Source organism: Nonomuraea sp. NPDC049028, assembly GCF_043197735.1.
Classification (GTDB): Bacteria; Actinomycetota; Actinomycetes; order Streptosporangiales; family Streptosporangiaceae; genus Nonomuraea.
Genome location: NZ_JBICTR010000010.1, coordinates 109,594 through 121,217, shown reverse-complemented (window position 1 = coordinate 121,217; position 11,624 = coordinate 109,594). Strand labels below are relative to the sequence as shown.

14 protein-coding genes are annotated in these 11,624 nt (G+C 69.2%); 5 read left to right on the top strand and 9 right to left on the bottom strand.

The features are described from left to right. Nucleotides 1-73 precede the first annotated feature (73 nt). From ACGFJ2_RS37180 to ACGFJ2_RS37155, 6 genes are all read right to left on the bottom strand, one after another. Nucleotides 74-271 carry a (4Fe-4S)-binding protein gene (locus ACGFJ2_RS37180; RefSeq protein WP_357939981.1) on the bottom strand — a complete coding sequence of 66 codons (198 nt, stop codon included), beginning with the start codon at nucleotides 269-271 and terminating at the stop codon, nucleotides 74-76. A gap of 8 nt (nucleotides 272-279) precedes the next feature. Then, nucleotides 280-1,503 (bottom strand): cytochrome P450, encoded by a 1,224-nt coding sequence (locus ACGFJ2_RS37175; RefSeq protein ID WP_393476527.1) that lies wholly within the window; start codon nucleotides 1,501-1,503, stop codon nucleotides 280-282. 254 nt (nucleotides 1,504-1,757) lie between these two features. Further along, a complete protein-coding gene (locus ACGFJ2_RS37170; protein WP_393476524.1) occupies nucleotides 1,758-3,254 on the bottom strand; it encodes an ATP-binding protein in 1,497 nt (498 codons plus the stop codon). 35 nt (nucleotides 3,255-3,289) lie between these two features. Continuing rightward, nucleotides 3,290-3,928, bottom strand: a complete 639-nt coding sequence (locus ACGFJ2_RS37165) for a response regulator (RefSeq protein WP_357939975.1) — start codon at nucleotides 3,926-3,928, stop codon at nucleotides 3,290-3,292. 179 nt (nucleotides 3,929-4,107) lie between these two features. Next, complete coding sequence (locus ACGFJ2_RS37160) at nucleotides 4,108-4,794, bottom strand: DedA family protein (protein WP_393476521.1); 687 nt, start codon at nucleotides 4,792-4,794, stop codon at nucleotides 4,108-4,110. A gap of 151 nt (nucleotides 4,795-4,945) precedes the next feature. Then, nucleotides 4,946-5,575 (bottom strand): TetR/AcrR family transcriptional regulator, encoded by a 630-nt coding sequence (locus ACGFJ2_RS37155; RefSeq protein ID WP_393476518.1) that lies wholly within the window; start codon nucleotides 5,573-5,575, stop codon nucleotides 4,946-4,948. 111 nt (nucleotides 5,576-5,686) lie between these two features. Here ACGFJ2_RS37155 and ACGFJ2_RS37150 point away from each other — a divergent pair, with 111 nt between their 5' ends. Genes ACGFJ2_RS37150 through ACGFJ2_RS37135 form a run of 4 tightly spaced genes read left to right on the top strand, consistent with a single transcriptional unit; the run spans nucleotide 5,687 to nucleotide 9,045 of the window. Continuing rightward, nucleotides 5,687-5,884 carry a ferredoxin gene (locus tag ACGFJ2_RS37150; RefSeq protein ID WP_393476515.1) on the top strand — a complete coding sequence of 66 codons (198 nt, stop codon included), beginning with the start codon at nucleotides 5,687-5,689 and terminating at the stop codon, nucleotides 5,882-5,884. After that, on the top strand, nucleotides 5,881-7,077 hold the full coding sequence (locus ACGFJ2_RS37145) for an NAD(P)/FAD-dependent oxidoreductase (RefSeq protein ID WP_393476512.1): 1,197 nt from the start codon (nucleotides 5,881-5,883) through the stop codon (nucleotides 7,075-7,077). Before ACGFJ2_RS37150 ends, ACGFJ2_RS37145 begins: the two co-directional genes overlap by 4 nt. Before the next feature lie 14 nt (nucleotides 7,078-7,091). Continuing rightward, the gene (locus ACGFJ2_RS37140) at nucleotides 7,092-8,288 is read left to right on the top strand and encodes a cytochrome P450 (RefSeq protein ID WP_393476509.1); all 1,197 of its coding nucleotides are present in this window, start codon (nucleotides 7,092-7,094) and stop codon (nucleotides 8,286-8,288) included. A 4-nt stretch (nucleotides 8,289-8,292) separates the two neighbouring features. Beyond that, entirely contained in the window at nucleotides 8,293-9,045 is a 753-nt protein-coding gene (locus ACGFJ2_RS37135) for an MFS transporter (protein WP_393476506.1), read from the top strand. 6 nt (nucleotides 9,046-9,051) lie between these two features. On the opposite strand, the gene ACGFJ2_RS37130 is transcribed toward ACGFJ2_RS37135, so the two are convergent. The 3 genes from ACGFJ2_RS37130 to ACGFJ2_RS37120 are packed head-to-tail and all read right to left on the bottom strand — an operon-like array spanning nucleotide 9,052 to nucleotide 11,270. Next, the gene (locus tag ACGFJ2_RS37130; protein ID WP_357939971.1) at nucleotides 9,052-9,345 is read right to left on the bottom strand and encodes a DUF1330 domain-containing protein; all 294 of its coding nucleotides are present in this window, start codon (nucleotides 9,343-9,345) and stop codon (nucleotides 9,052-9,054) included. Between the two features lie 34 nt (nucleotides 9,346-9,379). Then, complete coding sequence (locus tag ACGFJ2_RS37125) at nucleotides 9,380-10,768, bottom strand: MFS transporter (protein ID WP_393476503.1); 1,389 nt, start codon at nucleotides 10,766-10,768, stop codon at nucleotides 9,380-9,382. Nucleotides 10,769-10,811: 43 nt separating this feature from the next. Then, nucleotides 10,812-11,270 (bottom strand): MarR family transcriptional regulator, encoded by a 459-nt coding sequence (locus tag ACGFJ2_RS37120; RefSeq protein WP_358181365.1) that lies wholly within the window; start codon nucleotides 11,268-11,270, stop codon nucleotides 10,812-10,814. 33 nt (nucleotides 11,271-11,303) lie between these two features. Here ACGFJ2_RS37120 and ACGFJ2_RS37115 point away from each other — a divergent pair, with 33 nt between their 5' ends. Next, nucleotides 11,304-11,450 carry a hypothetical protein gene (locus ACGFJ2_RS37115; protein ID WP_393476498.1) on the top strand — a complete coding sequence of 49 codons (147 nt, stop codon included), beginning with the start codon at nucleotides 11,304-11,306 and terminating at the stop codon, nucleotides 11,448-11,450. The last annotated feature ends 174 nt before the right edge of the window (nucleotides 11,451-11,624 follow it).

Below are 11,624 nucleotides of genomic sequence, written 5' to 3'. Positions count from 1 at the left end.
TGAACCGCTCCCGGGCTTCGTCCCGCGTCCGCGCCCTCTAACGGCATGGACGCGTAGTCCACCTGGATTGTGCTTACTCCTGTAGGATGGACAGAGCTCGGGACGGGCACAGGATGACGGCTTCGCGCGCCTGTGCCGCGGTCTTGTCGTCGGGGTGGTCGGTCAGCAGGGCCACGATGCCGTCGTCGTCTTGGTCGAATACGGCCGGCTCGGCCAGGACGCACTGGCCGGAGCCGACGCAGAGGCCGGTGTCCGCTTTGATGCGCATCATTGTCATCCTCACCAGGTGACCGGGAGCTCGTGAACGCCGTAGATGACGGCGTCCCTCTTGAACGGCAGGTCCTCGACCCCTGCGGCGAACCGCAGGGTGGGGATGCGGCGGAACAGCGTGTCGAAGACGATCTGCAGTTCCATCCGGGCCAGGTTCTGGCCAAGGCACTGGTGCGGGCCGAACCCGAAGGCGACGTGGTGGCGAGCCCCACGCTCGACGTCCAGTTCGGCCGGATTCTCGAACACCGCCGGGTCCCAGTTGGCCGACAGGCCCGAGACGATGACGCCCTCACCGGCCTTGATGCTCACCCCGCCGATCTCCACCTCTTCGGTGGCCAGCCGGGAGGTGACCCCGTCGGCGATGGTGAAGTAGCGCAGCAGTTCCTCCACGGCCATGGGCGTCTTGCCCGGGTCGTTCGTGATCAGAGCCAGTTGCTCCGGATGGGTGAGCAGCCCGACCACGCCGAGCGAGATCATGTTCGCCGTGGTCTCGTGCCCGGCGGTCAGCAGCAGGAAGGCCAGGCTCACCAGGCCCGCGTGGTCGCCGGTGCCCTCCCGGCGTTGCCGGGCGATCTGTCGGCCGAACAGATCGTCGCCGGGTTCGGACTCCTTGCGGGTGACCAGGTCGTCGATGTAGGCGCGCAGTTCGGCGAAGGCTCGCCGGCGGTCTTCCGGCGAGCCCCGGCGCACCATCATGGTGGTGCGGCTTTGGAAGAAGTCGTGGTCGGTGTAGGGGACACCGAGCAATTCGCAGATCACCAGCGAGGGCACCGGCAGGGACAGCGCCTGCACCAGGTCGACCGGGCTGTGGTCGGCGGCGAGCATGTCGTCGATGAAGTGGTCGACGATGTCCTGGATCCGCGGGCGTAGCGCGGCCAGGCGCTTCACGGTGAACTCGCCGATCACCGAGCGGCGGGCCGCGGAGTGTTCCGCGCCGTCCATGCTGAGCATCAACGGCGGCTGGCTGCGGAGCTGCTGCAGGGTCGCCGCGTCGAGGGTGAAGAGCGGCCAGCCGTCCTTGCGCTTGTCGGAGGAGAAGCGGGGGTCGGCGAGGATGGCACGGGCCTCCTCATGCTCGGACACCCACCACGCCTCGCCACCGCTGGTCATGCGGATCTTGCTGATCGGCGCCTGCTCGCGCAGTTGCTCGTAGGCGGCGGGCGGGGCGAACGGGCAGCCACGCTCGACCGGCAACTCCAGGCCGGCGAGTTCGCCGGCAACGCTGTTCGTCATGAAAGACCTCCCACAGGCTGAGATTTGTGCTGCGCTCCTCGGCCGTGTCCAGCTCGGGGAGCCAGAGGCGGACATGCGCCTCCTTGCGGCGCTTCCTGAGCTCCAGGCACAAGACGCCGGCCCTCACCGCTGTGTGACACCCATGGGTCGGTGGCGTAGGTCACATGACCGCGGGACTTCCGCTCGACGTGACCGACGAGGGCGCCGCCTTCGAGAGCGTGAAGCGAGCCAGGGGCACTTCGGCCGGCTGGACGTCAGCGGCGCAGCGGTGGCGCTTCGTCGACCAGCGGCAGCCGAAGGGCGAACACCGCGCCCTGGGGCGCGTTCTCAGCCGCGTGGACGGTGCCGCCGTGACGTGTGACGATGCGGCGGCTGAGGGCGAGGCCGATGCCGTTGCCGTTCCGCTTCGAGGTGAACGCGCCGTCGAAGATCCGGCCGTGGGGGAAGGCCGCCAAGCCCTGTCCCCGGTCGCGTACCTCGATCTCGCCGAGCGCGTCGTCGCGGCGGGTCGCGATGGTCACCACGCGCCGCTCCGCGGGCCAGCGCGCCATTTCATCGATCGCGTTGAAGGCGAGGTTCATCACGACCTGCCCGATAAGGACTTTCTCGCAGCGCACGACAAGCGGTTCCACCGCCGCCTCCCATTCCAGCGCGACCGCGTTCTGCTGGGCCCGTACGTCGATGAGATGTGCGCAGTCGGCGACGATCTCGTTCAGGTCGGCGAGTTGTTCCGACTGTTCGAGGCCGACGACGTACCGGCGCAGGCTGGCCATGATCTGCGCCGCCCGGTCGATCTGCACGGTCGCGTTGTCCAGCCCCCAGTCCAGCGACGCGGCGTCCACGCCGTCCCCCGCGAGTCGGCCGCGCACGCCCGCCACGAAGTTGTGCGCGGCGGCGATCGGCTGGCTGACCTCGTGGGCGATGGCCATCGCCATGTCGCCCATGGCGTTGAAGCGGGCGAGGTGGTTGAGATGTTGCGCGTCCCGGCGGTGTTCCTCCTCCGCACGGACCTGGTCGGTGATGTCGTGGAACAGCAGAAGGCACCCTCGCAGGTCGCCCTCGATGTCGATGTACTGGCATCGGGCCGAGAGCCAGCGCTCCTCGCCGTTCGTCGCGCGCAACCGGTAACGGCCGTCCCTCGGCGCCCCGCCCCGCGGTGTCGTGGCCAGCACCTCGCGCAGCCTCGTGGCCGACTCGCGGTCGCAGAACCGGGTGAAGTCGTCTCCGGCGAGCCGCCCGGCGTCGACCCGCAGCAGGGAACCCGCCGATTCGCTGGCGAACAGCACCCGCGCGTCGTCGTCGAGCACCACGATGCCCTCATCCAGATTGCGGAGGAACGTCTGCAGTCGCCCCTCCGTGCGCGACAGATCCAGGCGTGTGGCCTTCTCCTCCGCGATGTCACGGAACTGCACCATCACCACAGGGCCGGCCGCGAGGTCCACGCGGATGGCGACGGCCTCGGTGAGGATGTCCTCGCCCGCCTTGGACCGATAGCTCCACTCGATGGTGGCAGTGCCGTGATCGGCGGCGCGCTGCAACCACGCGACGCCGATCTCGCGGGCGTACTGGCGGGCGTTGGAGCTCATGTCGGGCGCCTTCAAGGGCTTCAGCTCGTCGAGAGTGAAGCCGAGGACGTCGCAGGCGGCCGGGTTGGCCCAGATGATCTCCTTGGTCACCGCGTCATGTACGAGGACGCAGTAGCGCAGCGCCTGAAAGAGCCGGCCCAGGTCGGCCAGCGTTAGGTCGACCATGCGGTTTCCTCCGGCTCAGCTCGCATTTCTCCGGCTCAGCTCGCCGACAGGCGCAGGCCGTATCGCAGCACGTCCGCGACCAGGGCGCCCAGGGTCTCCGCCGCGGTCTTCTCGCGGATGTGCGCCCGATGCACGTCCACCGTCTTCACGCTGATGCCCAGGCGCCCGGCGATGTTCTTGCTGGGCACCCCCTCCACGACCAGCCGCAGAATCTCCAGCTCGCGCGGGGTGAGCACGGCGAGCCGGGCCTCCAGCGCGCGCTGCCCGGCGCGCTCGGCATGCAGCTCCCGCGCCTTGTGCAGGGCGTTTTGTACCACCTCCAGCATGTGCTGCGGGTCGTACGGCTTCTCCAGGAAGTCAACGGCACCCTGCTGCATGGCCCGTACGGACATACGGACATCGCCGTGGGCCGACACGAACACCACCGGAAGCAACGAACCCATCCGATTGAGGATCTCCTGCACCTGGAAGCCACCCGTATGTGGCATACGGACGTCCAGGACAAGGCAGGCGGGCCGTTCCGGATCGATCGCCGACAGGAAGGACGCGGCCTCGGTGAAGCACTCGGCATTGATGTGCACCGACCCCAGCAACCAGGCCAGCGAGGAGCACAACTGCTCGTCGTCATCCAGGATGTAGACCACTTCGCCGGGCTCGTTCCGTCGCGTGCTCACGCTCACGTCATCGGCTCCCACATCGCCGGGGCGGTCCACTACTCGCCAGCCACCAGCAGCGTAATGGGACATATGTCGTGGACCACTGGACCGTCCCGCTCAGTGGAACGCGTATGCCGCCTGAAAGAGAGGCCGGAACGGGCGGGCCGAGCCCCGCCCTGAGCGAAGGGTCTTCATGGTCAAGCCCTGTGCGCCGGCTCGCGCTCGGGATCCGGGCCGCGGTCCGAGTCGTGGGGCGACGTGTCTGTTGTGGTCGTCTTCGCTCTGCGGCGCTTACGGATCATGACGACCGCGCCGAGCGCGAGCAGTACGCCAACGATGACGAGAACGATGCCGCTGGCGTCCTTCAGTCCTGCGGCGACTCCGACGCCGATCAGCAGGGGCATTGCTGCCGAGCAGGCCGCGCCTGCCGCCATCGGGGGCAGGAACGTGCGGTATGGCATGTGCGCCGCGCCGGCGACGGCGGGCACCACGCTTTGCACAAGCCCAATCGGTACGAGCCGGCCGACGAACACAGCCCAGCGGCCGTGCTTGCGGAGCAAAACCGTGGCCTTGTCCCAGCCCTTGGCGCCGCGCTTCTTGACGAGTCTGGTCTCGCGCAGTGCCGGGCCCACGCGGCGGCCGAGCTCGAACCCGATCACGTTGCCCGCGACCGCGCCGACCGTCACCACTGCCCACAGGATCAGGAACTCGGGTATCGAGTCGACGGTGGCCGAGGCGATCATCAGCGCCGCCTGACCAGGGAGGAAGAACCCGATGCCGATGATGGACTCACCGAGAGCGATCACTCCCGCGCCGGCGATGAGGGCGGGCTCCGGCAACGACTGCCACCAATCCAACACATTGGACAACGCCACGAGCGGCACCTCTCAGACGGATAGCTGCGGTAACTGAACTGGCAGCATGCTGACAGTTATAGCTGGGCGCATCAGGGTTCACCCTGAGATCAACCCTGATGTTGACTATCGGTCGTCGGCGCTTTGACAGGAAGTGGCGGCTGGTTGGGCAGCCGGGTCGTCAGAGGACCCAGTTGCCCGTTCGTGGCGTCTTGACCACAGGAACCGCCGCGGGCTGGACGCTCGCCGTGGCCGGCGACAACCCGTCCAGAAGGAAGCCGAGGTAGCGGCGCCAGCCCTCGGTCTTGGGGTCCATGGTCCAGAGCACGCTGGTGAGCATGGCCATGATCCTGGGCAGGTCCTCCGGGACGAGGTCGGCCCGCAGGAGCCGCGCCTGCTGGGCCCGCCGTACGAGCAGAGTGAGCGCCTCGAAGAACGTGGCGGACAGGTCGGGAGTGAGGGAGCCGGCGCTCTTCGCGGCGGCCAGAGTACTCATCTCACGAGCCACCATGTCGACGGCGGTTTCGATCAACGTGGTCAGACCGTGCAGCGGGTTCTCATCGTCTAGCGCTCGTTCGATGGCCGGTGTGAGGTTCTCGGCCACACTCTGATCGAGAACGGCCCTGACCAGGTCACCCTTGTGCGGGAAGTGCCGGTACAGCGTCCTGATGCCCACCCCCGCGCGGCGGGCGATCTCCTCGAGCGACACGTCCGGGCCGTCGTCGGCGAAGGCCGCGTGCGCGGCACGCACGATGCGTTCGAGATTGCGTACGGCATCAGCCCTCAAGGGCCGCTCGGTTTCGGTGACCACCACCAGAGCCTATCAACCGGCACCATGCTGCCACTTGTGTGCTAGCTTCGCACTGAAAGATGAAGTGGCAGACAGCTGCCGGTTAGCAACGGGCGAGGAGGAGGAGATCCGATGAAGGTGAGTGTTGACGCCGACAAGTGCGTCGCCGCTGGTCAGTGCGTACTGCTCGCGCCGGAGGTGTTCGACCAGCGGGAGGAGGACGGCATCGTAGTGTTGCTGGACGAGGCACCAGGGCCGGTGCTGCACGGCGCGGTCCGGCAGTCGGCCATGGTGTGCCCGGCCACGGCGATCCACCTGGCGGAGTCATGAACGCCTCCCCGACCCGGGTCGTGATCGTCGGGGCGGCCGCCGGTGGGCTGGCGGCGGCGGAGGCGTTGCGCAGGTCGGGATTCGGGGGCGTGATCACCCTGGTCGGCGACGAGCCGTGGCTGCCCTACGACCGGCCGCCGTTGTCCAAGCAGCTGCTGACCGGGCAGTGGGCGCCGGACCGGCTCGCCCTGCGCCCGGAGACCGACATCCACGCGCTGGGCCTGGAGCTACGGCTGGGCGTCGCGGCGACCGCGGTGGACACCGGCCGACGGGTGGTCACACTCGCCGATGACACCCATCTGTCCTACGACGCGCTGATTGTGGCGACCGGTGTCCGCGCCCGCCGCCTGCCCGGCACCGACGGTCTCGCCGGGGTGCACACGCTGCGTACCCTGCCGGACGCGTTGGCGCTGAAGGAGCGGCTGCGGCCCGGGCGGCATCTGGTGATCGTCGGCGCGGGGTTCGTGGGCGCCGAGGTCGCCGCCACCGCGCGCGGTCTCGGGGTACGGGTGACGTTGCTGGAGTCGGGTCCGGTGCCGCTGGCGTTGGCCGTCGGCGAGGAGGCCGGCCGGCTCATCACGCGCCTCCACGTCGAGCACGGCGTGACGGTCCGCACCCAAGTCTCGGTCACCGACGTGATCGGCACCGGTGGCGGACCAAGGGTGGGGGTGCGGTTGGCTGATGGCACGGTGGTGGCGGCTGATGACGTACTGGTGGCCATCGGTTCCGTGCCGAACACCGAGTGGCTGGCCGGCAGCGGCCTGTCCGTCCGCAACGGACTCGTGTGTGACGAGTACAGCTCCGCCGCGGACCGCGTGTACGGGGTCGGTGACGTGGCCCGCTGGCACAACCCGCTGTTCGGTACGCACATGCGCGTCGAGCACCGCACCAACGCCGCTGAGCAGGGCATGGCCGTCGCCCGCAACCTGCTCGGCGAACCCCGGCCGTTCGCCCCGGTGCCGTACTTCTGGTCCGACCAGTACGGCACCAAGTTCCAGGCCTACGGCCACCTCCGCGACCACGACGAGGCACTCGTACTCGACAGCGACCATCTCCTCGTCGCCTACCGCAAGGCCGATCGCCTCGTCGGCGTCCTCGCCGCCGACATGTCCCCCAAGGTTCTGCGCGCGTGGCGCGCTCTCATCGCGGCCCGCGCCCCGTGGACCACCGCCCTCACCACCGCCGCTGCCTGAAAGAAGGGATTTCCATGACCACCACCGACCTGCCGATCTTCCCCGGCGAACGCGTCGCCCGCTGCCCGTTCAACCCGCCCACCGAGTACGCGCGATGGCGGGAGGAGGGTCTGCGGCAGGTGAACTGGGACGGCCACACGGTGTGGGCCGTGAGCCGGTACGAGGACATCAAAACCGCCATGGCTCATCCGGCCGTCAGCGCCGAAGTTCTCGGTGTGCTGCAGGGCCACGGTAGACACGACGGCCCGAACGCCCCGGAGATGTTCCCCCGTATGGACGACCCCGAGCACGCTCGGCTGCGTCGCATGCTCACCAAGGACTTCACCGTCAAGCGGGTCAACGCGATGCGCCCGGACATCGAGGCGATGGCGAACGAGTTCATCGACAAGATGGTCGTGAAGGGGCAGCCCGGCGACCTGGTCCAGGACTACGCGCTGCCGATCCCCTCTCTGGTGATCTCCCTGCTGCTCGGGGTCCCGTACGCTGACCACGGCTTCTTCCAAACGATCACCGGCAAGCTGATGAACATGAACACCCCGCCGGAGGTGAAGGCCAAGGCCTCCAGGGAGTTCTTCGGGTACATGATGGAACTGGTCGCCCGCAAGGAGAAAGAACCCGGCGACGACCTGATGAGCCGGGTCATCCGCGAACATGTCCAGACCGGCGAACTACGGCGGGAGACCGCCGCGATGAACGGGGTCATCCTGCTCAACGCCGGCCACGAGACCACCGCCAACATGATCGCTCTCGGCACCGTGGCCTTGCTGGAGAACCCCGAGGCCGCCGCCAGGATCCGCGACACGGACGACCCGGCCGTGCTCGCCAATGCCGTCGAGGAACTCCTGCGCTACCTCACGATCGTGCACAGCCTGATCGTTCGCATCGCCAAGGAGGACGTCGAGATCGGCGGCACGCTCGTCAGGGCCGGCGAAGGGCTGATCATGAACCTGTCCGCCGGGAACTGGGACCCTGCCTTCACCGCCGAGCCCGAGACGCTGGACCTCGACCGGCCCGCGCGCGGGCACCTGGCGTTCGGGTACGGCGTACATCAGTGCATCGGCCAGACCCTCGCCCGCGCCGAACTCCAGATCGCGCTGCCCACCCTGCTGCGCCGGCTTCCGGGGCTGCGGCTCGCGAAGCCGATCGAGGACATCCGGTTCAGGAACGACATGAGCATCTACGGCGTCCACGAACTGCCCGTCAACTGGTGACGTGATGCGCGGCGGCCGGCTCGGCGACATGTTCGGCCGCCGCCGGGTGCTGCTCTTCGTCCTCGGCGTGCTCGCCACCGGCGCCCTGGTCGCCGCTCTGGCCGACGACCTCGCCACCGTGGTGATCGGCCGTGTCCGGCAAGGAGCCGGGGGCGCCATCCTGCCCCTGGCGTTCGGCATCGTCCGTGACGAACTGCCGCGCGAGCGGGTCGGCGTCGCAGTCGGCCTGCTGTCCGCACTGCTCGGAGCCGGCGGCGGCCTCGGCGCGGTACTGGCCGGACCGATCGTGTCCACCCTGTCCTGCCACTGGCTGTTCTGGATCCCCCTGATCATGATCGCCCTCGCCGCCGCAGGCATCGCGTTCGGCGTACCGGAATCTCCGGTACGCGCACCCGGCCGGGTGGACGTACCCGGCGCGCTCCTACTCTCGGCCGGCCTGGTCTGCCTACTCCTCGCACTCACCAAGGGCGGCAACTGGGGCTGGACCAGCACCACCACACTCGGCCTGTTCGCCGGCGCGGCCGTCGCACTCTCCGCCTGGGTGGTGGTCGAGGTGCGCGCCCGCGCACCGCTGGTCGACATGCGCATGATCACCAGCCGGGGCGTGTGGACCACCCTCATCACCGGCATCGCCTTCGGAGTCGCCACGTTGACAGCCGCCCACGACCAGCACGAGCACCCACGAACCCCGCCACACCAGCAGCCGCACCAGCGAAAACCAAGATGGTGGATCTTCAGGGAAGATCCACCATCTTGATCTCGGTCAGTCGATGCCTTCGACGATGCGGAAGTCGCGCTCGACGCCGTCGGAGAGGACGACCAACGCCTCCTGATAGGCCGCACTCTCGTACGCCGCGACGGCCTGCTCGAAGCTGTCGAACTCGATCAGGACAGTGCGCTCGGCGATTCCGGCGTCACGCGCCACGACCCGACCGCCACGGACGAAGGTCCGACCGCCCCCGGCCTTGACGGCCGGACCGGCCAGCTTGTTGTAAGCAGCCAGCTTCTCAGGGTCTGAAATGGTGCGGTAGACGCTGACCCAGTAGCCCTTGGGCACGGAACCTCCAGTGTTGGGATGAGTGCATCTGACTTTACGGGTTGGTCTCGGACGAGCGTCGGCGGGCGAGAGCGAGGCTTGTCAGCGTCGTGATCGCCATGGCGGCGATGCCCACCAGCGCCGCGGTGGTGTAGGCGCCGTCATCGGGGAAGAGGTGGCCCGGGCCGGTGCCCGCGGCGAGGATCAGGCCGCCGATGGCGCTGCCCAGGGAGTACCCGACACTGCGGACGACGTAGTTGAAGCTCATGGCGCTCGACGTCTCGCTCTTGGGGGTGACGGCCAGGATGACACCGGGCATCGCGGCCGAGAAGCCGCCGACGCCGAAGCCGAGCACGCCCATCGCCGCGAACAGTTCGGCCAGGTCCGACCGGGCCGCCGCGAACAGGGCGAACCCGCCGCCGACCACGACGGCGCTGCCGGCCAGGAGCAGGGGGTCGGCGATCCGCGTCCGGACCCGCGGCGTGAGCTTGCCGGCGACGAACCCCAGCACCGAGAACGGGATGAGGACCAGCCCGGCGACGAAGGTCGTCAGCCCGAAGCCGTAGCCGGCGCCGTGCGGCGTCTGCGCGTACCGGGTGATGAGCGTGAGCAGGAGGTACATGCCGATCCCGCCGACGAACATGGCGAGGTTCGCCCCGGCGACCGCTGGGTGCCGCACCGCCCGCACATCGACCAGGGGCGTCGTGCTGCGCAGCTCGATGACGGCCCAGACGCAGAGCAGCACCACCGCGACGACGGCGAGGCCCACCGCCACGGCGAGGTGCCGGCTCCACAGATTCCGTTCGCCGGCGAGGAACAGCACCAGAAGCAGCGCAGCGGCCAGGACGACCGCGCCTGCCACGTCCACGTGGGCGGAGCGGCCTTCGGGGGCTTCGGGCATGGAGCGCCACGCGGTCAGGAGGGCGGCGGCGGTGACCACCAGGCCGAGGCCGTAGGCGGCCCGTACCCCGCCGAGCTCGGCGAGCAGTGCGGCCAGCGGGTAGCCGACGCCGGCCCCGATGATCGAGACCACCGAGATCAGGGCGATCACGGCCGCGCTGCGCTCCTCGGGGAGGTGGTCCCGGGCCACGCCCATCATCAGCGCCGTCAGCCCGAGCCCGACGCCCTGGGCCGCCCTGCCGGCCAGCAGCCACGCGAACGGCAGCGGCAGCACGGTGAGCGCGCTACCGGCGACGACGACCGCCAGCGTGACGAGGATCGTGGCCCGCCGGTGCGGGCCGGCTCCGAGCCGGCCCAGGACCGGCGTGGCGACGGCGCCGCTTAGCAGCGCGACGGTCAGCGTCCACTGCGCGCTGCCGAGCGAGACGTGGAACGAGGTCGCCACGCTGGTGATGAGAGGCGTCCCGAGGCTGGCGACCGCCGCCACGACCAGAGCGATGAACACCAGGGCGGGGACCAGCAGCCGCGCCTCGGAACGCGCCACCGGGAACGCCTTCACCGCGACCCCGCCGACCGGGGCTGCCCGGTCACTGCTTCGGCCCTTCGCGGTCCTGGCTTTCGAGCTCTGCCAGATGCTTCAGCGCCGGAAGGGCCGCCACCAGCGCCTCGACCTCGTCGCCGGTGAGCTCGCCGATCAACCGCTCGAACGCGTGGACGCCCGCCTGGCGCCGCGTCCGGACATAGGAGGCGCCGGCCTCGGTCAGGCACACCAGCGTGACCCGCTTGTCGGACGCGTCGCCCCGCCGCTCGACCAGGCCGGACTCCTCCATCACCCGGATCAGGGTGGTCATCGCGGGCTGGGTGACGCCCTCGACCGCGGCCAGATCGGTGATGCGCCGCGGGCCGGTCCGGTCCAGGGTGGCCAGGGTGGCGGCGGACGTCAGGCTCATGTCCCGGGGCAGGCGTCTCGCGGCCCTGGTGGCCAGGCCGTAGAGAGCTGCCCCGATGGCGGCGGACGCGCCAGGAGCGGTGTCTTGACGACTCATGCTCGAAGCATAGCCTTTTTATATTCATAGTTTATGGAAATGGTCGGCCAGCCGGTTCAGCTTCGCCCGCAGCGGCTCCAGCTTGCCCCGCACCTCGACCGGCAGGCCGAGCACCTCGGCCTGCCGGTCCGGACCGTGACCGGCCCGGCCGCCTCCCGCACGATGGCCACCAGCCGCTGATAGTCCTGCGGCAGCACGTCGGGGTCGATCGTCCGCGCGAACCACCACAGCGAAAGACCCCAGGCTTTTTGTCTGCACAATGGATACCGCCCGTTTCGCGGTTTTCCCATCTAAGCCGCGCAAAGCCCTAGGGCCTAAGAACGCCTAGGCTTCATCAGCTCCAGGCATGCTCAT

Coding starts and splice junctions, on each gene's coding strand:
- ACGFJ2_RS37180 (WP_357939981.1), bottom strand. CDS start 271: ATGATGCGCATCAAAGCGGACACCGGCCTCTGCGTCGGCTCCGGCCAG.
- ACGFJ2_RS37175 (WP_393476527.1), bottom strand. CDS start 1,503: ATGACGAACAGCGTTGCCGGCGAACTCGCCGGCCTGGAGTTGCCGGTC.
- ACGFJ2_RS37170 (WP_393476524.1), bottom strand. CDS start 3,254: ATGGTCGACCTAACGCTGGCCGACCTGGGCCGGCTCTTTCAGGCGCTG.
- ACGFJ2_RS37150 (WP_393476515.1), top strand. CDS start 5,687: ATGAAGGTGAGTGTTGACGCCGACAAGTGCGTCGCCGCTGGTCAGTGC.
- ACGFJ2_RS37145 (WP_393476512.1), top strand. CDS start 5,881: ATGAACGCCTCCCCGACCCGGGTCGTGATCGTCGGGGCGGCCGCCGGT.
- ACGFJ2_RS37140 (WP_393476509.1), top strand. CDS start 7,092: ATGACCACCACCGACCTGCCGATCTTCCCCGGCGAACGCGTCGCCCGC.
- ACGFJ2_RS37135 (WP_393476506.1), top strand. CDS start 8,293: ATGCGCGGCGGCCGGCTCGGCGACATGTTCGGCCGCCGCCGGGTGCTG.
- ACGFJ2_RS37120 (WP_358181365.1), bottom strand. CDS start 11,270: ATGAGTCGTCAAGACACCGCTCCTGGCGCGTCCGCCGCCATCGGGGCA.
- ACGFJ2_RS37115 (WP_393476498.1), top strand. CDS start 11,304: ATGGAAATGGTCGGCCAGCCGGTTCAGCTTCGCCCGCAGCGGCTCCAG.